General features: G+C 71.7%; 13 protein-coding genes. 5 read left to right on the forward strand and 8 right to left on the reverse strand.

Annotation, left to right across the window (positions count from 1 at the left end; genetic code table 11):
* The first annotated feature begins 36 nt into the window (after positions 1-36).
* Positions 37-936, forward strand: a complete 900-nt coding sequence (locus AB0F88_RS43300) for a hypothetical protein (protein WP_362698155.1) — start codon at positions 37-39, stop codon at positions 934-936.
* A 165-nt stretch (positions 937-1,101) separates the two neighbouring features.
* On the opposite strand, the gene AB0F88_RS43305 is transcribed toward AB0F88_RS43300, so the two are convergent.
* Complete coding sequence (locus AB0F88_RS43305) at positions 1,102-2,475, reverse strand: hypothetical protein (protein WP_362698158.1); 1,374 nt, start codon at positions 2,473-2,475, stop codon at positions 1,102-1,104.
* Between the two features lie 295 nt (positions 2,476-2,770).
* On the opposite strand from AB0F88_RS43305, the gene AB0F88_RS43310 reads away from it, so the two are divergent.
* The gene (locus tag AB0F88_RS43310) at positions 2,771-6,625 is read left to right on the forward strand and encodes a S8 family serine peptidase (RefSeq protein ID WP_362698161.1); all 3,855 of its coding nucleotides are present in this window, start codon (positions 2,771-2,773) and stop codon (positions 6,623-6,625) included.
* A gap of 174 nt (positions 6,626-6,799) precedes the next feature.
* On the opposite strand, the gene AB0F88_RS43315 is transcribed toward AB0F88_RS43310, so the two are convergent.
* Together AB0F88_RS43315 and AB0F88_RS43320 are read right to left on the reverse strand one after the other, a co-directional pair.
* Positions 6,800-7,678: a patatin-like phospholipase family protein gene (locus AB0F88_RS43315; protein ID WP_362698164.1), complete on the reverse strand. Its 879-nt coding sequence runs from the start codon at positions 7,676-7,678 to the stop codon at positions 6,800-6,802.
* Between the two features lie 63 nt (positions 7,679-7,741).
* Entirely contained in the window at positions 7,742-8,464 is a 723-nt protein-coding gene (locus AB0F88_RS43320; RefSeq protein WP_362698166.1) for a serine hydrolase domain-containing protein, read from the reverse strand.
* Positions 8,465-8,516: 52 nt separating this feature from the next.
* On the opposite strand from AB0F88_RS43320, the gene AB0F88_RS43325 reads away from it, so the two are divergent.
* Positions 8,517-9,695 (forward strand): hypothetical protein, encoded by a 1,179-nt coding sequence (locus AB0F88_RS43325; RefSeq protein WP_362698169.1) that lies wholly within the window; start codon positions 8,517-8,519, stop codon positions 9,693-9,695.
* A gap of 4 nt (positions 9,696-9,699) precedes the next feature.
* On the opposite strand, the gene AB0F88_RS43330 is transcribed toward AB0F88_RS43325, so the two are convergent.
* Positions 9,700-10,332, reverse strand: coding sequence for an ATP-binding protein (locus AB0F88_RS43330; RefSeq protein ID WP_362698172.1), 633 nt, complete (start codon positions 10,330-10,332; stop codon positions 9,700-9,702).
* Positions 10,333-10,658: 326 nt separating this feature from the next.
* Between AB0F88_RS43330 and AB0F88_RS43335 the strand changes: the two genes are divergently transcribed.
* Positions 10,659-12,269, forward strand: a complete 1,611-nt coding sequence (locus AB0F88_RS43335) for a hypothetical protein (RefSeq protein ID WP_362698175.1) — start codon at positions 10,659-10,661, stop codon at positions 12,267-12,269.
* Positions 12,270-12,294: 25 nt separating this feature from the next.
* Here the strand turns inward: AB0F88_RS43335 and AB0F88_RS43340 are convergent, their stop codons facing one another.
* The 3 genes from AB0F88_RS43340 to AB0F88_RS43350 all read right to left on the reverse strand — a co-directional run bounded on the left by AB0F88_RS43340 (position 12,295) and on the right by AB0F88_RS43350 (position 16,316).
* On the reverse strand, positions 12,295-12,873 hold the full coding sequence (locus AB0F88_RS43340; RefSeq protein ID WP_362698178.1) for a GNAT family N-acetyltransferase: 579 nt from the start codon (positions 12,871-12,873) through the stop codon (positions 12,295-12,297).
* 196 nt (positions 12,874-13,069) lie between these two features.
* Positions 13,070-14,308 (reverse strand): FAD-dependent oxidoreductase, encoded by a 1,239-nt coding sequence (locus AB0F88_RS43345; protein ID WP_362698181.1) that lies wholly within the window; start codon positions 14,306-14,308, stop codon positions 13,070-13,072.
* 61 nt (positions 14,309-14,369) lie between these two features.
* Positions 14,370-16,316 (reverse strand): AarF/UbiB family protein, encoded by a 1,947-nt coding sequence (locus AB0F88_RS43350; RefSeq protein ID WP_362698184.1) that lies wholly within the window; start codon positions 16,314-16,316, stop codon positions 14,370-14,372.
* 747 nt (positions 16,317-17,063) lie between these two features.
* Here AB0F88_RS43350 and AB0F88_RS43355 point away from each other — a divergent pair.
* Positions 17,064-17,429 carry a hypothetical protein gene (locus AB0F88_RS43355; RefSeq protein ID WP_362698187.1) on the forward strand — a complete coding sequence of 122 codons (366 nt, stop codon included), beginning with the start codon at positions 17,064-17,066 and terminating at the stop codon, positions 17,427-17,429.
* Between the two features lie 406 nt (positions 17,430-17,835).
* Here AB0F88_RS43355 and AB0F88_RS43360 read toward each other — a convergent pair whose 3' ends face one another.
* Positions 17,836-18,585: a hypothetical protein gene (locus AB0F88_RS43360; protein ID WP_362698190.1), complete on the reverse strand. Its 750-nt coding sequence runs from the start codon at positions 18,583-18,585 to the stop codon at positions 17,836-17,838.
* Between the last annotated feature and the right edge of the window lie 190 nt (positions 18,586-18,775).

Genomic DNA, 18,775 nt, shown 5'->3' on the forward strand with positions numbered 1-18,775 from the left:
TACCCGATTTGATCTCGATCGCAGGAGCGCACGGCGATGAACGTGAGGGAGCCCGACTGGGCGTACGTGGCCAGGTCCCTCGTCAAGGTCGTGGCCGTCGCCGCGGCGCTGTTCCTGGCCCTCAGCGTGGTCGAGCGGGTTCTGTGGTTCTTCGGCGGCTTCGACGACGAGCGGACGGCTCTGGTGTACGGCACCGCCGCCCGCGCCGTGAATCCGGACAAGCGCCTGACGGACGACCACAGCGACGGCGGCCTGCTGGTGACGACGTACACGCTGCGGGGCGAGCCGCGCCGGGCCGGTCCCGGTGAGGACCGGACGGGGTACGAGATCACGGAAGACCTGTTCGGCTCGGTCCGGGCCCCCTCCCTCGGCGGGCCGTCCGGCAGCCTGGCCGACGCGCTCACTTCCCTGGACGTGGAGCTCGGCGTCGACAGGCAGCTGATGGAGAAGGCCAGGAAGACCATCGACGGGCTCCCCCCGACGCTCGAGGCCGTCGCGGTCGTGGAGTTCACGCACCCGATGGCCGTCGAGCGGTTCGTCGCCTTCAACCGGAGGCACGAACTCTGCGGAGGAGAGGACGTCTCCTACATCTACGCCCCGTACCTCTACGACGATTCCAGTGACATGTTCCCCATGAACGCGGTCGTCTGGAATCGCGACATGACCAAGAAGCGCTGGGAGGATCTCACCTACCGGTGCGGGACCGAGCCCGAGGCGGCGCTGGCGGAGTTCCGCAGGTGGGTCGGGCTGCTCTACGAGGGGGACGACCTCGAGGAGTTCGGCCTGAGCCGCGGCCGGCTCGCCGGGACGGCCGAGGAGGGCGTCGTGTACGGGCTCGTCGTCGACGGCTGGAAACTCGCCGACCTGCGCAAGCTCCTCGACGACCCGGAAGTGCGGACGGTCAACCTCGCCGACGTCGCCTTCGACCTCGGTTAGGGCCGCGTCAGGCGACGTCCGTCCCCTGCCAGACTGCCCAGGTGATCGTCAGACTCGCGCGGGAGCAGGACTTCCCCGGGCGCCGTCGCCGGTGGCGCACGCGTCTTCTACGAGCGTCTCGGGTTCGCCCCCGCGGAGGCCGCCGATCCGGGTCCTGAGGGCGGTTCACGGCAGGTCTACCGCCGGGCCGTCCCGTAATTCACGCGATGTCGGCTCCGGCGGCAACCGGGCGCCGGCCGGTCCGGGACGGGCGCGGCGGTCCCGGCGGCGCCGTACCAGGGCGGGCAGCCAGGGAACGGCACCGATGACGAGCAGCAAGGCCAGCAGTGGCGCGCGCCACCAGGGCGAGATGCTCGCCGGTGGAGGGAAGGGTGGTGAGGCCACCCATGGGCGTGCGGTCTTCGACCAGGCCAGGAACGCGTCGCCGATCGGGAGGAGGCCGAAGGCGTACCTCTTGGTCCACGGGGTGTCGATCGGCAGGCCGGCCAGTTCGCCGTGGTTCGCCAGGGCTTCGGCGAGCGGGGCGTCGCCGTGGACCTGGGCCGTGCCGAGGGCGACCGCGGTCGCCGACAGGCTCACGCCGAGCGGGAGCGGGCCGGAGTCGACGTCACCCGGGCCGTCCACGCCGGCGGGATACTCGCGCACGGCCGGTCCGAGGCCGAGCGGGGAGACGACATAGCGGTCGCGGAAGCGCCGGTACTGGTCGGCGGCGAAGGCCGGGGCGATCTCGACGAGGAAACGCTGGCCGAGGCTCTGCGAGCTGCCCCTGGCCACCTCGGCCGGGGCGCCGGTGCCGGGGTCGGCCCGGTGCGGGAGCAGGCCGGTGCGGGGGTCCAGCCGCCGGCGCACCGCCTGGAGCCAGCGATCGGCGGTACCGGCGTACCGGGGCGGCAGCAGCGTGTCGTGCAGCCGCAGCGACGCCATGGCGACGGTCGAGTCGACCGGCCACGCCTGCCCGGGGTAGGCCTCCAGGTAGGGCGACTCCGACGCGCCGAACGCCTCGGCGAGCGCGGTGGAGTCGTCGGCGAACCGGCGCAGCTCGACCGGGTCGCGTCGCGCGGGCGGTTGCAGGGCGAGCGTCCCGCCGCGCAGCCAGTTGGTCCAGCCCCGGTAGAAGACGCCGTGCGGCGGGGTGAGGTCCGAACCGAACGGGGCACGGCCGGACGGCGACTCCAGCCTCGCCAGCGCCCAGCGTGCCTCGCGCAGCGCCGCCGACCGCTCGCCGGGCGGTTCGCGCATGCCGAGCTCGACCCAGCTCAGGCCGTACAGCGCGTGCAGGAAGAAGTATCCCTCGGGGAACAGGCTCTGCGCCTGGTCGCCGGCGCCGCCGTCGAGTGCCGCGCGCAGGAACGTCAGCTGCCGCCGGACCCCGGGCGGCTCGCCGGCCGTGCCCGCGGTGGCGGGCACGACGAGCCGTACCGCGCCCAGCAGCGCGCAGACGCCGACCGCGACGGCCACCAGCCGCCGCAGCACCCGGCCTGCCCTCGGACGCGTTCTCGGGGGCGGTGTCACCTGCGCCGTGGAGGGCGGCTCGAGCATTTGTCGATCTTAGTTCGGCGCGCGGTCAGGTACGTGGCCAAGTGGGCGAACGGGTAATCGGGTGCGTGGCCACGTGGGCGTTCCACCGAGCGGCCCCCCGCGTTCCGGGCCGTCGTCCGGGCTGTCGTTCCAGGACGCCGGGTCGCGCCGCCCGCGGCTCTCCCGGCCGTCGCGCTTCCCTGTCGGGATTACGACATGTCCTAAATTGGCCATACAGGATTGTTGATATACGCCCGTTTTATCCCGAATCATGGCCCCTGATCTTTTGCACCATAGCCACTTCGGGAGAAACTCCTTGCACGGCACTCCCCCCCGGAGGCACGGGCTGCTCGCCCTCGCCTCCGCGCTCACGGTTCTCCTCGCGGCCTCGCCGGTCTCGGCCGCCGCCACCGGATCCGCCGGCGCGACGACTCCCGCGACGACCTCCGCGACTTCAGCGAAAGCCTTCGCGCGAACGTCCGCGACCGCTTCCGGGGACACCCCGGCGAAGCTCGCCGGGGTCGCCAAGGCCGCCGGAACCTCGCTCACCGTCACCCTGATCACCGGGGACAAGGTCACGCTCGCACGCGTGGCCGGCGCCCTGACCGTCGTGTCGGTCACGGGCCCGGACGGCGGGCGCGTCGGCGCCCGGGTCAGCACCGTCGACGACCACCTCTACGTGTATCCCGACTCGGCCGCGCGGTACGTCGGCGCGGGGCTCCTCGACGAAGGGCTCTTCGACGTCACGCGGCTCGTGGAGTACGGCTACGACGACGCGCGCAGCGACCACCTCCCCCTGATCGTCACCTACACCGACGACGCGGTGGGCAGGCGCGCCGAGAAGGTGCCGGGCGGGGCCGAGAAGGTCCGTACGCTCAGCAGCATCCAGGGCGCCGCGCTGTCCGCGGGCCGTGACGGCGCGGCGGGCTTCTGGACCTCGCTCACCGGGTCGGACACGCGGGAGCAGTCGCGTACCGCGACCGGCGCCCCCTCCCTCACCTCGGGGATCGCCAAGGTCTGGCTCGACGGCAAGGCCAGGGCGAACCTGGCCGACACCGTCGCGCAGACCGGCGCCCCCGAGGTGTGGGCGGCCGGGAACACCGGCGAGGGGGTGAAGGTCGCCGTCCTCGACACCGGGGTCGACGCCGACCACCCCGACCTCAGGGACCGGGTCAAGAACACCGCCACCTTCGTCCCCGGCGAGGACGTCAAGGACCACAACGGCCACGGCACGCACGTGGCCTCGACGATCGCCGGCACCGGCGCCGCCTCCGCGGGCCTGGAGAAGGGCGTCGCCCCCGGCGCGGACCTGCTGGTCGGCAAGGTCCTGGACAACCAGGGAAGCGGCCAGGACTCCTGGATCATCGCGGGCATGGAGTGGGCCGCCCGCGACCAGAAGGCCAAGATCGTCAGCATGAGCCTCGGCGGCGGGCCCACGGACGGCACCGACCCGCTCAGCCGGGCCGTCAACGAGCTCAGTGCCGAGACCGGCGCGCTGTTCACCATCGCGGCCGGCAACTCCGGCCCCGAGGAGAGCACGGTCAGCGCGCCGAGCACCGCGGACGCCGCGCTGTCGGTCGCCGCGGTGAGCGTCGCCCCCAAGGGCACGGCGCTGGCGCCGTTCTCCAGCCGGGGCCCCCGCGTGGAGGACTTCGGCCTCAAGCCGGAGATCGCCGCGCCGGGCGTGGACGTGCTGGCGGCCAGGTCGCAGTACGCCGCCGAGGGCGAGGGCTCGTACCAGACGATGAGCGGCACCTCGATGGCCACCCCGCACGTCGCGGGAGCGGCGGCCCTGCTGTCGAGGACCCACCCCGGGTGGACCGGGCAGCAGCTCAAGGACGCCCTGGTCAGCAGCAGCAGGCTCCTTCCGCAGTTCAGCGCCTACCAGGTCGGCGGCGGCATGCTCGACGTCGCGGCGGCCACCCGGAACACCGTCTTCGCCACCGCCACCGCCCAGGTCAAGGTCCGGTGGCCCTACACCCCCGGACAGAAGGGCGAGCAGCCGGTCACCTACACCAACATCGGGGAGAACCCGGTCACCCTCGACCTGTCGGTCACCGGCGGGGCACCCGAGGGCCTGTTCGACCTGTCCGCGGCCCAGGTCACGGTACCGGCGCGCGGCACCGCCACGGTGAACGTGGTCCTGAACGTCGACCGGGCCGAGCTCGACGGCCACCTCAGCGCGCGGCTCGACGCGAGGAACGCCGAGGGCGCCCTGCTGGCCCACACCGCGATCGGCTTCCACAAGGAGGGCGAGCGGGCGAAGCTCACCGTGCGCGCCAAGGACCGCGCGGGCAAGCCCCTCGCCGGTGACCTGATGATCACCCGGGACCTGCCCGACGGGCACCAGACGTTCGAGTACCACGGGGTCGACCCGTCCGGCACCGCCGAGCTGCGGCTGCCGACCGGCGACTACGCCCTGTGGATGTGGGGCGACGTGGAAGGTGTCAACGGCCCGTACTCCCTGGGCAGGGTGCTGCTCGGCAAGCCGAAGATCTCCCTCACCGGTGACACGCAGATCACCCTGGACGCCTCCGCCGCGCGCCAGGTCACATCCGTCCTGCCGCCCGGCAGGGACCAGGCGCGGACCACGACGATGGCCAGGATGGACTTCTACCGGGGGTTCGGCAACGGCGCCGTGAGCGATTCCTACCTCCCCGGCGTGCAGCACGACAGCCTCTGGGTGCTGCCCACCGGCAGCAAGGTCACCGACGGGAAGCTGACGTTCGCCGCGCGCTGGCGCGACGAGCAGCCCCGCCTGGCGGTCTCCTCCGAGACGGAGGACTTCGACGACCTGCTGATCCAGACCCGTTCCAAGCCGCTGCCCGAGGGCCGCTGGACCTACGGCTCGGTCTTCGCCGGTACGGGATCCGCGGCGGAGTTCGCCGGGGTCCGGGCATCGGGCAAGGTCGCCGTGGTGCGATGGAGCGAGTCCGTCACCCCGGAGGCGCAGGCCGACGCGGCGGCGAAGGCGGGCGCGAAGCTCCTGCTCATCGTCAACCCCGGTCGCGGCCGGCTCGACGCCTGGGACGCCGTGCAGACCGACGCCCCGCTGGCCGTGGCGTCGATCACCCGCGACGAGGGCGAGCGGTTCATCACCCGCCTCCAGCGCGGCTCGGTGCCGCTGCGCGTCGTCTCCCACCCGACCGTCGCCTACCTCTACGACCTCGTCCACAAGTGGGAGGGGGCCATCCCGGCCGACCCGACCTACCGGCCGCGCAAGGACGACCTGGCCCGCGTCGACGTCTCGCTCGACAACTACAAGCAGCAGGCGGCCGTGGAGATCCGCATCGACCTCCAGGACGGCCTGCAGTCCGGGTTCAGCGGCTACACCAGCGCACTGCCCGCGCAGAGCAGGCGTACCGACTGGGTCTCCACGGACGACTCCGTCCGCTGGCACGAGTCGCTGTACGTCATCCCGGACGAGACCCAGCAGCGCTCGGACATCCTCACCTACAAGGGCGGTACGACCAGTGAGGCGCGCTGGCTCGGCCCGGTCCAGCGTCCCCGGATGAACACGGCGTCCCTCCTGCCGACCCGCGCGGGCGACGGGCTGGTCGTCATCGTGCCCTCCTGGGGTGCCTCGGGCGGCAGCCACGCGGGTGAGGCGCTCTTCAACCCGAACGCCACGCAGACCCTCTCGCTCTACCAGGGCGACACCCTCCTGGAGCAGGCGAAGACCGAGCGGCTCGACCGTACGCTGATGCTGGCGCCGATCGTCAGCCCCGACCGGCTGCCCTACCGGCTGGTCAACGAGGCGTCCCGCGACGCCTCGGTGTACCCGTACTCGACCCGCACCCTGACCGAGTGGAACTTCACCTCGGGGTACGTCGAGAGCAACTCGACCAGGGACCTGCCGCTGATCCAGCTCGACTACGACGTCGACGTGGACAGGGCGGGCCGGGCCGGCCGCCGGGCCGAGCTGACCGTCACCCCGCTGCACCTGCCGTCGGTGGTGGACTCGGGCCGGATCGGCACCGCCACCCTGGACGTCTCCTACGACGACGGCGCCACCTGGAGCAGGGCGAGCCTCGACCACGGCGAGAAGGGCTGGACGACGAAGCTGCGCGCCCCGGGCGACGCCCGCACGGTCACCCTGCGCGCCGGCGCCCGCGACAGCGCGGGCAACAGCGTCACCCAGACCATCGTCCGGGCCTTCGGGTTGAGATGACCGGAGATTGACGTCACCGACGCCTTCGGGCCGAGGTGACCGGAGACGGGCGGGCCTGGCGGGCCGGTCGGCCGATCCGGCCGGCCGGTTCCTCGCCGGGCTCGGTGCGGAGGCGCCCGGACCCACCCGCGTGCCGGGTGGGTCCGGGCGCCTCCGCCTGCTCCGCGGCCGGGTCTAACCGGTCGTTCGCCACACGTCGGCCGCGAGTTCGGCCACCTTGGCCGCCTGGGCACGGCCGGCGCGGGCGACCGCGGGCCGCCGGGCCGGGTCGAGCATGTCCCGCGGGCTCGACCCCATCGACCGCCGGGCGTCCTCGTCCGGGGAGATCATCACGACACGCGCATTCGGTCGCAGCGCGGTGACCTGGTCCTCCGCGGCGGGCATCGGCCCGCCTCCGCGTGTCACCGGTGCCAGCACCACCACCTGCTCGTGGCCCGCCGCCAGATCCACGTTCGCCGCAGAACGCATCCCGCCGTCGATATGACGGCGGCCACGGACGGTCGCGGGCGGCCGGACTCCTGGGGTGCAGACGCTGGCCGCCACCGCGTCCACGAGCTCGACGCCGCTCGCCGCGTCGAACGTCACGAACTTCCCCGACTCCGCCTCCACACTGGTGATCACCAGTCTGCGCTCCGGCCAGGTGTGGGCGCCTCCGAGCCACCGCACGATCTCCGCCCGCCGTTCGGCCTCGGACGAGGTCCTGGCGGCGAGTGCCATCCTGCCCATCCGCACGCGGAACTCCGCCGGATCGCGGGCCCGGATCGTGGCCCACACCAGCCGGGTCAGGTACAGGTGGGGAAGGCGCGGCCTCGCCTCCCCGCCGGGGGACTCCAGCTGGGCCGCGTACCGCTGTTCCAGGTCGAGGTCCGCCAGGAGTTGCGCGCCCACCACGGCACCGGCGGAGGTCCCGACGACGAGGTCGGCCTGTCCCAGGTCGACGCTCAGCTCGGCCAGGCCGGTGAGCATGCCCAGCTCCCAGGCGATTCCGGTGATGCCCCCGCCGCCCAGGACCAGTGCCCTGCTCCCCATCGCCGCCCCTTCCAATGTGGACATCGGACGCGCGTTTTCATTGTGCGTCGGCTCACGGCGGGACGGGCGCCGGTGCCGGGCCGGGGTTCAGGCGACCTTGGGGGTGACGCGCATGCCGATGTACACGCACTCGGTGCCGTCGGTCAGGGTGGAGAAGACCACGGGAATGTGCTCCCCGCCGAAGGAAGGGCCGCCGGAGGCGGCGAAGGCCGTTTCCGACACCGGCACCAGGTCCATCTCCAGGGGCGGGGAGAAGTCCTTCATGCCGTCGACGAACTCGTACCGGATGCGCGCGCCGTCGACGTCCTGGGTGACGGTGGTGACGACGCCCTCGCGCCGGTAGGTGCCCACCAGCCGCGTCAGGTCCACCGCGGGCGGGTTCGCCGCCGGTGCGAAGGCCTCCGGCACGCGCACCCCGGCCAGCTCGTCCAGCAGTTCACGGAACAGGTCGGCGTACAGCCCGCCGGTGCCGCCTCCGTTGGCCGGCAGGACGACGGCCACCCCCGCGTGCGGGACGACGCGCAGGTAGGAGTACTGGCCGATCGCGGCGCCGTCGTGACCGTAGCCGGGGACGCCGTCCCAGTCGTACAGGGTCCAGCCCAGGCCCCAGCCGTCGGCGCTGACGGTCCACTTGTCCGGGCTGTCGACCACGCGCCGCCGCATCTCCGCGGCGGCGCCGGCGGACAGGACCCGGGTGCCGTCGGGGGCGACGCCGCCGTCCAGGTGCGCCCGCGCGAACCGGGCGACGTCGCCCGCGGAGATGATGACCCTGCCGTACGGCCCGGCGGACAGCCGGCCGGAAAAGCCCACGCGTCAAGGGAAACCCGTTGAAGACCGCGGCCCCGGCTGGCACCCTGCCAGGGTGCCGACACCCCCTGTGGATCCTCCCGCGACGAGCCTTCCGCTGCCCGATCGGGCTCATCTGGAGGAGCTGCTGGCGAAGGCGTTCGGGGTGCCGGTGACACTCGGCCGCATGGAGCACCTGGCCCCGTGGGCGGTCCTGCGCGCGCACCCGGCCGAACCGAAGCCCGCACCGCACACGCACCCGGCCGGTCCGGAGTCCGGACTCCCCTCGTCGGTGATCGTGAAGTGGCTGCGCGTCCATCCGTCCAGATCACGCACGGACGCGGGACAGGTGGTGACCGAGCGGGCCGCGCTGCGCTTCCTGTCCGAGGACCTCGGGCTCGACCTCGCCCCCAGGGTGCTGGCCGACGACATGGCGGCGTCGCTCCTGGTCCTGGAGGACCTCGCTCCCCGCACGCCGCTGGACCAGGTGTTGCGCCGCGACGGCGCGGTGCCTCCACCGGCGGGGCTGGCGGCCTTCGCGCGGGCGCTGGGCGAGCTGGGCGCGGCCACGGCCGGGCGCGCGGAGCTCTATCTCGCGAGACGACCGGCCGTGGGTCTCGGCCTCACGTGCCCGGACGCCGACGCGTGGCGGCGGGCCGTGGAGCACGGCGCGGGGTTCGGGGTCGCGCTGCCGAGCCGGGCCGAGACCGAGCTCGCGCGACTGCTGGCGGAACTCGCCGACCCGGGCCCCTTCCTGGCGTTGACCAACGGGGACGCCGAGGCGAACAACTTCCTGACGGCGGACGGCGACGGGCGGCTCATCGACTTCGAGTTCGCCGGCTACCGGCACACCCTGACCTCGGCCGTGTGCCTGTACGTGCCGGGCCCGGCGTGGCTGACGGTGTCCGACCCGATCGCGACCGGCCTGGAGGCCGGTTACCGCCGCGCGCTGGCCAGGGGCGTACCGGAGGCGGACGACGATCGCCTGTTCGGCTTCGGCCTGGCCGCGGCGTGCCTGACCTGGGCCGCCGGCCGCCTCACCCGGTTCCCGACACTCGACGCCCGGGTGCCGGGCGAGAACAGCCGGCTCCAGCTGATCTTCACCCTGGACGCCGCGGCGTGGACCGCCGAGAACCATCGCGCCCTGCCCCACCTGGCCGGATGGGCCCGCCGGGCGGCACAGGCGCTGCGCCGCCGGTGGCCGGACGCGGACGTGGACCGGGCGGCGTACCCCGCGTACACCCCGCGCGGGTGAGAGATCACCCGCGCGCCGCGTGGGTCCGGGAGTACGCGTACGGCCGCGGGGGCAGCACGTCCGGGATGTGCCAGGCGGACGGCAGGGCCCAGCGGCCGAAGACGACCTTTCCCCCGCCCGGTGACCGGTAGTGGCCCCACTCGTCGGTGCACATGCCGACGAGCCGCAGGCCCCGGCCGCTCTCGTCGTCCTCCCCGGCGTCGGTGACCTCGGGCGAGCCGTCGCAGCCGTCCCAGACCTCCGCGAACAGGCCCGCGGTGGTGAGGCGGAGCCGCAGGAGGATCGGGTCCGGGCCGGCGGTCCGCGCGCGGGCGCAGGTGGGCGGGCAGGCGGCGGTGTGCGGGTGGCCGCCGGAGGCGGACGGGCAGGTGTAGCCGTACGGGGCGGGCGGGGTGGCGGTGGCCTTGATGGCGTTGGTGGCCATCTCGGAGACGACCAGGACACAGAGGTCGGACAGTTCCTCCAGGCCCCACACCAGCAGTTGCGCACGCGTGAAGTCGCGCGCCCGGGAGGCCGCGGCCGGCTGCGCCGCCAGCCACAGCTCGTTCGCGTCCAGTGGCAGGTGGTCGGTGGTGTCCGGATCAGAGTGAAACGGTGAGTGCATCGGTCCCGGCCGTTCGACGGGGAGCACGGTCATTGATGGCTCCAGGGAAGTTCAACGAAGGTTCGGTCGCGCGTCCCCGGCGCAGAATGGGGACGCCCCCGCCCGAGCGCTGAGACCACACGAATCCGACGGCTCCGGCGTTGTCTCAACCCTGCTGTACGGAGCGTGCTGGAAACAGGCGACGGCACCGAGTCTGTTCGTCACTCTCAGAGGTCACATCGCCCCGAAGAGCGACGGCATTGCAGGGAGCGGTGATCTGATCGCCGGTTTCTGCACTCGACCGTCACCGAACGTGAGCGACCAGTAACGTTCAGCCCGAAGAATCGCCGCCGGAGAACCCGCCGGGAGGGGCCGAGCCGATGCCACGTGCACCGCGCAGCGTCAAGCAGCAGATGGACGCCTTCAGCGCTGAGCTTCGCGAGCGTGGTTTCACGTGGGCCGAGGTCGCCGCTGAGTTCAAGCGACGCTGGCGCCTGAACTCCCGCCAGGGCTTCCGTGAGGCGCATCGCCTGACACAAGCCAAGGTCTGCCATCTATGGAACGAGTACTGGCCGAACGAGCCACTGACGACCCGAAAACTCGGGTCGTGGGAAGCGTGGCCCGGCCCCACCGGCAACGAGCCGCCGATCGCCGGGCTCAACCGGCTGGCCCGCATCTACCAGTGCCGCACCGCCGACCTGGTCGACGGTGAAGACCACCGCGATGCCGACGAGCACAACACACCGTCCGTCCGGTCCCGGGGGCGGGCACCGGTCGCGGCCGGGGCTGCGGGCAGCCTCGGCCCCGAGGACATCCGGGGGGTGCTGGCCGCCCTGCCCACCCTGCCCACGGGACCCGTGCAGTTCGGGACCTCGCGCGACGAGGAGTACGACGCCCTGGTGCGGGCGCTCGCCCAGTGGGCGGCGACCATGAAACGGCGCGACGTCCTGGCCCTGATCAGGGCCGCCGCCGCCGCGGCGGCGGCCTCTCCGCTGCTGGCCCGGCTCAACGACGACGAGCTCGACCGGCTCGCCCTGATCGCCGCCGAACCGTCCCGGGTGGACGACGCCACCGTCGACCACATCGACGCGGTGCTGCACCACTGCATGCGGCAGGAGGACACCCTCGGCCCCCAGTCGGTGCTGGGGACCGTGCTCGCCCAGCACCACCTAGTGCGGTCACTCATCCCGGCCGCGTCGAACGACGAGGTGCGTGAGCGGTTGCTGTCGCTGCTGGCCAACATCTGCCGGTTCACCGCCTGGGTGTTGTTCAACCTCAACGACTTCAACGGGGCGAACCACTACTACGAGCAGGCCAAGGTGGCCGCACACCAGGCCGACGACGACGCGATGAACAGCTTCGTGCTGGCCAACTGGTCGCAGCTGGCGACCTGGCGGGGTGACCCCCGCCAGGGCGTCGAGCACGCGCTGGGGGCGCTGGCCTGGGGGCATCGCGCCAACAGCAAGCTGCTGGTGTCGTACGCGTGCGACGTGGGGGCCCGCGCCTACTCGGCGGTGTTGCGCCGCTCGGCCAAGAACGACCGTCACAAGGACCACGCCCGGTGCATGACCAGCCTCGACCAGGCCCGCCGCGAGCTGGGCCACGCGGGCGAGGGCGACGTGGGGGCGAAGCTTCTCTACTTCTACGGCGACGGCCAGTATCTGTCGACCAGGACCAAGTGCCTGCTGGACATGGGCGACGCCCAGACCGCCGTCGAGATGGCCGCGCGGTCCCTGGCCCGGATCGATCCGGCGTTCGTCCGCAACATGGCGTTCAGCCGCCTGGATCTGGCGCGCGGGCACCTGCGGCTGCGCGCCATCGACGATGCGTGCGAGCAGATCGGCGAGGCCGCTCGCCTCACCTGCAAGAACACCTCGCCGCGGCTGGCCCGCTCGGTGGTGGAGGTCCGCGAGACGCTGAATCCGTGGGCGAGGACCCGCCAGGTCGCCGCCCTGGACGAGAAGCTGCACACCTTCCAGCTCATCGCCTGACGGCTTTCCGGCCCGCCGCGACCGCTCAGCGCACCCCGGGCATCTCCTCAAGCACCAGGATCTCGAAGACCGGGGCGGGGATCGGCGGGTCCATCAGCTTCTCGGACACCTTCCGCCATCCCCACCTGCGGTAGAGCTCCCGGGTCAGCACGGCCTTGGGCTGCACCGAGAGCGTGGCCCGCTCGGCACCGGATCCGGAGAGCAGCTCGTCGTGGATCCGGTGCCCGATTCCGGCGCCTCGCCGGTCGGGCAGCACCCCGTAGTCGATGACGACGAACGTCCTGGTCCCGGTCTCGGCCGCGAACTCCTCACCGACCGGTTCGGCCAGCGCGCCCCACCAGCGGGTGTCGGCCGGCAGCAGGTGTCCGTACCCGAACCCGACGAACTCCGCCCCGGACCGCGCGGTGGTCAGCCGGAAACCCGGCCGGTCGACCAGCCGGGGGAAGTAGGAGCGCTGGTTGGCGAACTCCGCGGCTTTCCCGTCGAACGGGGGCAGCGAGAACACCGCCTCGTAGAGATCGCAGATCGTCCCGGCCAGCGCGAGCGCCTCCCGGCGGCCGTGTGTCTCTATGGTCAACTTGCCGGTGGGGGCCGTGTCGGTCATGCCCGTCTCCTCGCCTTCGTCGCACCACCCTCCCCCGAGGGCTTTTTACCCGTGGACGGGCGTGGTAGCCGCTCCGGTTCACGGGGAGGGGGTGAGATCGGGAAGCCGGAGGGAACCGGCTTCCCGCGGAGAGACCGGCTTCCCGCAGAAGGACCGGCTTCCCGCATAGGGGCGAGAGCGAGGGGACGGGAGCGGGTCAGCTCTTCGCGAGGTCGGCCAGCGGTACGGAGAGGTCGGTGAGCCGGTCGGGGGCGACGGTCGCGCCGCCGCGGATCAGCTCCTGCGCCGGTGAGATGCCCTCGTCCCACTGGTTGACGTGCATGCCCGCCACGACACGTCCGCCGGAGAGCCAGAAGGCGTGAAAGGCCTCCGACTCCAGCTCTCCCCGGACGACCACGGAGTCGTACCCGCCGGGCGCGAACCAGCCGGAGAACTCCATGCCGACGTCGTACTGGTCGGTGAAGAAGTACGGCGGCCTGTCGTAGACCACCTTCTGGCCGAGCATGGCCTTGGCCGCGGCCACTCCCCCGTTGAGGGCATTGGCCCAGTGCTCGACGCGGATGCGGGTGCCGTACAGGGGGTTGAACGCGTTGGCCACGTCACCGGCGGCGTAGACGTCGGGGTCGTCGGTGCGGAGGGACTCGTCGACGAGGATCCCGTTGTCCACGGCCAGGCCCGCCCGCTCGGCGAGTTCGGTGTTGGGGCTCACGCCGACGCCGACGATCACGATGTCGGCCGGGATCTCCTCGCCGTCGTGGGTGGCGACCGCGCGGACGTGGCCGGGGCCGATGAGACCGGTCACCTCGCGGCCGAGCCGTACGTCGACGCCGTGGCGCCGGTGCACGTCGGCGAAGAAGGCGCCCAGCTCGGGGCCGAGCGCGGCGTGCAGCGGCACCGCCCTCGGCTCGACGACGGTCACCTCGCAGCCGTACTCCCTGGCGGCCGCGGCGGTCTCCAGCCCGATCCAGCCCGCGCCGACGACGACCACTCTCCTGCCGCCACCGCGGACGGCCTCGCGCAGCCGCTCCGAGTCGCCGAGACTGCGCAGGTAGTGCACGCCGTCCAGGTCGGCGCCGGGCACGTCGAGGCGGCGCGGGGAGGAGCCGGGGACGAGCAGCAGCTTGTCGTACCGGACGCGCCGCCCGTCGTCGAGCTCCACGTGGTGCGCGGCCCGGTCGAGGCCCGTCGCGCGGCGGCCGAGCAGCCGCTCCACGGAGTTGGCGGCGTACCAGTTTTCGTCGTGGACGTAGAGCTTGGCCTTCTCCTCCTTGCCGAGCAGGTAGCTCTTGGAGAGCGGGGGTCTCTCGTAGGGAGGCTCGGTCTCGGCGCCGATCAGCGTGATCCCGCCCTCGAAGCCCTCGTCGCGCAGGGACTCCGCCGCCTTGGCACCCGCCAGGCCCGCTCCGACGATGACGAACGTCTGCTCGGTAGTCATGGGTTCCTTCCTACTCCGATTCCCCCACCGGTTCCAACGATCGCGGGAAGCGGCAGGTCGTTCACCCGTTCCTCCGGAAGATGACCACCAGTACCCGCAGCCCCAGGATGGCGCTGACGAGCAGGAGGTTGTAGCCGATGAGCTGGTGCAGCCCGACCCCCGGGGTGACGCGCGGGCCGGTGTCGGCCCCGAGCAGCAGCGCGGCCATGAGACCCGTGGTGGCCGCCAGCACGGTGAGCAGCACCTGGTGGGGCATCCCGGTGACGTGCCGCCGGTCACGCTCGTCGGAGAAGAGGCGCACGTTCAGGCCGAAGCGGCCGTGCTCGGCCGCGTCGGCGATCCGCTCGATCCGGCGGGGCAGGCGGCGCACCATGGGAAGCAGGCCGAGCACCTCCCGGGTGACCTCCTCCCGTACCCGCTGGTGGTCGGGGCGTTCGGTGAGGTGACGGAGCGAGAACGCGCGTGCCTCGGTGACGATGTCGAACCCGGGGGCGAGCCGGGCGAGCGTGCCCTCGATCGTCGCCAGGGCCCGGAACACCGCGGCCACCTCGGGCGGGAGGGACAGTCCGTGCGAGGAGACGATCCGGAAGAGCCGGCCGAACATCTGCACGTCCGGGGCGGTACCGGCGAGCAGGTGCCGGGCCATGAACCGGCCGAGCTCGCGTTCCAGCCCCCGCTCGTCGATCTCGTCCGGCCGCGGCACCACCTCCAGCAGGGCGTCGCTCACCCCGAGCGGGTCCCCCCGGTCCATCGCGCCGAGCAGGCGCCCCAGCGAGTCGCGCAGCGAGCCGTCGAGCCGCCCCACCGAGCCGAAGTCGAGCAGCGCCAGGCGCCCGTCGGCGAGGAGCATGAGGTTGCCCGGATGGGGATCGGCGTGGAACACCCCGTGCAGCATGATCTGACGCAGCAACGTGTCGAGCAGGGTCCTGGCGAGTTCCTGCCCGGCCTGCCCGCCGGGCGTGGCGGACCCCAGCGGGGTGCCGTCCAGCCATTCCATGACGAGCACCCGCCGCCCGGACTGCTTCGGGTACGGCACCGGCACGCGCACCGGCTCGCCCGCGGAGACGGCCGCCACGGCGGCCATGTTCCCGGCCTCGATCCGGAAGTCGAGTTCCTCCCGCAGCGCGTCGGCGAACCCTCTGGACAGGGCGGTGACGCCGAACGCGCGCCCCCACCGGGTGCGTCGTTCGAGCGAGTGGGCGAGGCGGTCGATGATGTCGAGGTCCTGCTCGACCACGCCGGCGATGCCCGGGCGCTGGACCTTGACCACCACCTCCTCGCCCGTCCGCAGCCTGGCGCGGTAGACCTGCGCGATCGAGGCGGCGGCGAGCGGTTCGCGGTCGAAATCGGCGAACGTCTCCTCCACAGGTCCGCCCAGCTCGGCCACGAGCACCGGCTCGATCTCCGCCCACGGCGCCGAGGCCGCGCCGTCCTGCAGCAGGCGCAGCTCCTCGACGAACTCCACCGCCAGCAGGTCGCTCCGGGTGGACAGGATCTGGCCCAGCTTCACGAACGTGACCCCGCCGTCGTCGAGGGCCTCACGCAACGACCTGGCCAGCCGGGCCCTGCTGGAGGGCGCGCCGAGGTCGGGGTCCCGGCCGCGCAGGTACGGTCCGAGACCGTGCCGTACGAGGATTCGCGTGATCCGGAGATAGCGGCGTGAACGGATCAGATGACGGCGCAGCCTTCCCGCCAGTTCCAGCGGTCCCGGCAGCGATCCGGACGGTATCAGGGCCTCGGCGATCACCAGGGGTACCAGCCCGGCGAGCAGGGCGCAGACCACGGCGAGGATGAAGAACCAGATCGGGGTGACACCGGGGTCGTCCGGGGCCACCGTCCCCGCGAACGCCTTCATGAGCGGGCCGGCGATCAGGACCACGAATGTCCCGGCCAGCAGCGTGCGGACGATCCCGAACCGCAGGTCGAGCAGGCGCCGCGCGGCCACCGTGAACGCGGTCACCAGGACCAGCACACCGATCACGAGCGCCAGGGGCGTTAGAAGGTCCACATTCATTCCGTTCGCTCCGTCGCGTTCGTCGTGTGGGCGAGGTCTCGGCACGCTCCCCTGCCTGTGGCGCGCGGGCCGTGGAACGAGGGTGCGGTTGACGGCGAACAGACTAGATCACCCGTTTTGAGAACGAGGGAGTTCCTGACGGGTCGAAACGGTCCGGCGAGTGGCCTGGCGGACCGGAGAGGACACTCAACACCCTCGGATGACAGGGCGAGGAAATTTTCGTTTACCCCGCCGGAAACGGAATTCGATCCCCCCTCAAAGGAGGGCGTATATATTTTCCACGCCATCAAGATCGCGCCACCGACGGAGATGCCGACGAGCTCCGTCCATGGCGCGCTTTTTTGATAAGGAGCATGCCGTATGCCATTGAAGCGACGATTCGCCCGAGTCACGGTCAACTGCGCCTTCGCGGTGGCGGCCGTCCTGAGCCTCGGTGCCTTCGCTCCCGCACCGCCGGGCATTTCCTCTCCCATGCCGCCGGGCATTCCGGACAACCCGCCCGCGCCCCAGCCCGGTGAATCCGCACCTCAACCCTGGGAAGTCACCCCCCGGTCGTGGGAGCCCGCACCTCAGCCCGGGGAGGTGGCACCGCCCCCCAGGCCCACCGTACGCGCCCTGACGGCCGCCGAGATCCGGGGAAAGGGGCTCGATGAATACATCGACATGTCCCGCCAGAAGGAAACGGTTCCCAGCATCATCGACACGTCCCAGGGTAAATTCACCAGTGATCTCGTTACTCCCGTGAAACGGACGGGAACCACCGGTCCCGCCGATTTCGCGACGGGCTGCTGGTATCTCACGACGACGTACGGATATCCCGCTCTCCAGGGAAGCGCCTATCACACCTGGTGCGGCGACGGCTTCCAGGTCACGTACACCTCGGCCGGCTGCACCGGGAGCACGAGCCTTCCCACCTACATCTACGAGGGCTGCCAGAACATCCAGGCCTACGGGGTCGGCTGGAACGTCTGGGACGTCACCGACAGATGGCGTTTCTGCACGGCCTACAGCCGTTTCACAGGCGTGTGCTCCGCCCGGATATACCCGTGGCAGAAGAACCGCTACGGCGCCAACGGTCAGGTCTGGCTTCTCGGCTGGGGCAACTAGCGCTGGGATCGGGAACGTTCTACCGGGATGCACTTCACGGTCGTGTCCCTGGACCGGTTGGAGGCTGGCCTTCGAAGCCGGTCCGGAACATGAGGGTGTGGTGGCCGAATCGGTCGTCGCCCGCTTGGTGACCGCCGATGAAGACATCGTCCGCGATGTGATCCACCGCTGCAACGACATCGATCGGCCTGACCGCCCTGGCCCTCAGCGGGTGGGCAGGCCGTCCCTGCCCGCTCAGCTCGCCCGGCGGGAGTGGGGTTTCGATGCTCGCCCGGCGCAAGACGGGCTCCGGTCATGGCCCGTTTTTGTCGATGAGATCACCACATGCCGCGTCCCGCGGCCCACCGAGACCAGACCGTACCGCGCAGGCGAATCCACGCCCTGACGGTCCGGACCATGAACAGACCTAAGGTGTCGCGACCAGCTTCCGTGTTCCAAGGGGCCCGAAGTCATAGACCGTGTTGTTCACCCGCAGTCCGTCGATCGCGCCGATGAAGGGGGTGTCCATGCTGAACCCAAGACTCAACGTGATCACCGCATCCGGCAGCGCGGCCTTGAGCTCGTCGAACGAACACGGAGAAGCCAGAGTGCAGTTGATCAGAACGCCCGTCGCTCCGGTGGCATACCACTGGCTGCCGGCCGCGCCGGCGTCGTACTGCTGCCAGGTGTTGGGCAGCTGGGGATCGGGAGCCGACGGGCTGGTGGAGGTGTCAGGCAGATAGATCAAGGTCGCGTAGTCCGCCGAGCCCACATTGGGATCGACCTCTATGCTCAGTCCCGGCACGGAGACCTCGGCCGGAGAGTCGGCTCCCGCGTACGCCCAGTACCTCAAGATCGTGAGATCACTGATCGACAACTCCGCGAAGTCCGTCTCGTTGCCGAAAGTGATCTCATCCGGACTGTCTCCGACGATGATTCCCAGGCTGCCGACGCCATAGGGCGGCGGTACGGCGGCCGATGAGCTGGTGACGGGATCCCGCTCATACGGACCGACGCGGTAGACGGCGCTCGGCCCGCCATCCGATTCGCGGCCGATGACGCCCCACGTGTCGGTACAGCAGATGGTCGCTCCCAGAGGTCCCTGAAGCCCGGTCTCTCCCTGCGGCCCTGCGGGCCCTGTCGCGCCCGTCGCACCGGTTGCACCGGTTGCACCCACAGGTCCTTCCGGTCCTACCGGACCGATCTCTCCTTGCGGCCCCACCGGCCCCACCGCACCCGTCGCACCCGTTGCACCGGTTGCACCCGTCGCACCCACAGGTCCTTCCGGTCCTACCGGACCGATCTCTCCTTGCGGCCCCACCGGCCCCACCGCACCCGTCGCACCCGTTGCACCGGTTGCACCCGTC

It is taken from the genome of Streptosporangium sp. NPDC023963 (genome assembly GCF_040639135.1).
Taxonomy (GTDB): domain Bacteria; phylum Actinomycetota; class Actinomycetes; order Streptosporangiales; family Streptosporangiaceae; genus Streptosporangium.

Excerpts from the sequence above, each read along its gene's own strand:
- AB0F88_RS43345 (WP_362698181.1), bottom strand. The coding sequence starts at position 14,308 with ATGACTACCGAGCAGACGTTCGTCATCGTCGGAGCGGGCCTGGCGGGT.
- AB0F88_RS43315 (WP_362698164.1), bottom strand. The coding sequence starts at position 7,678 with ATGTCCACATTGGAAGGGGCGGCGATGGGGAGCAGGGCACTGGTCCTG.
- AB0F88_RS43300 (WP_362698155.1), top strand. The coding sequence starts at position 37 with ATGAACGTGAGGGAGCCCGACTGGGCGTACGTGGCCAGGTCCCTCGTC.
- AB0F88_RS43335 (WP_362698175.1), top strand. The coding sequence starts at position 10,659 with ATGCCACGTGCACCGCGCAGCGTCAAGCAGCAGATGGACGCCTTCAGC.
- AB0F88_RS43340 (WP_362698178.1), bottom strand. The coding sequence starts at position 12,873 with ATGACCGACACGGCCCCCACCGGCAAGTTGACCATAGAGACACACGGC.
- AB0F88_RS43330 (WP_362698172.1), bottom strand. The coding sequence starts at position 10,332 with ATGACCGTGCTCCCCGTCGAACGGCCGGGACCGATGCACTCACCGTTT.
- AB0F88_RS43305 (WP_362698158.1), bottom strand. The coding sequence starts at position 2,475 with ATGCTCGAGCCGCCCTCCACGGCGCAGGTGACACCGCCCCCGAGAACG.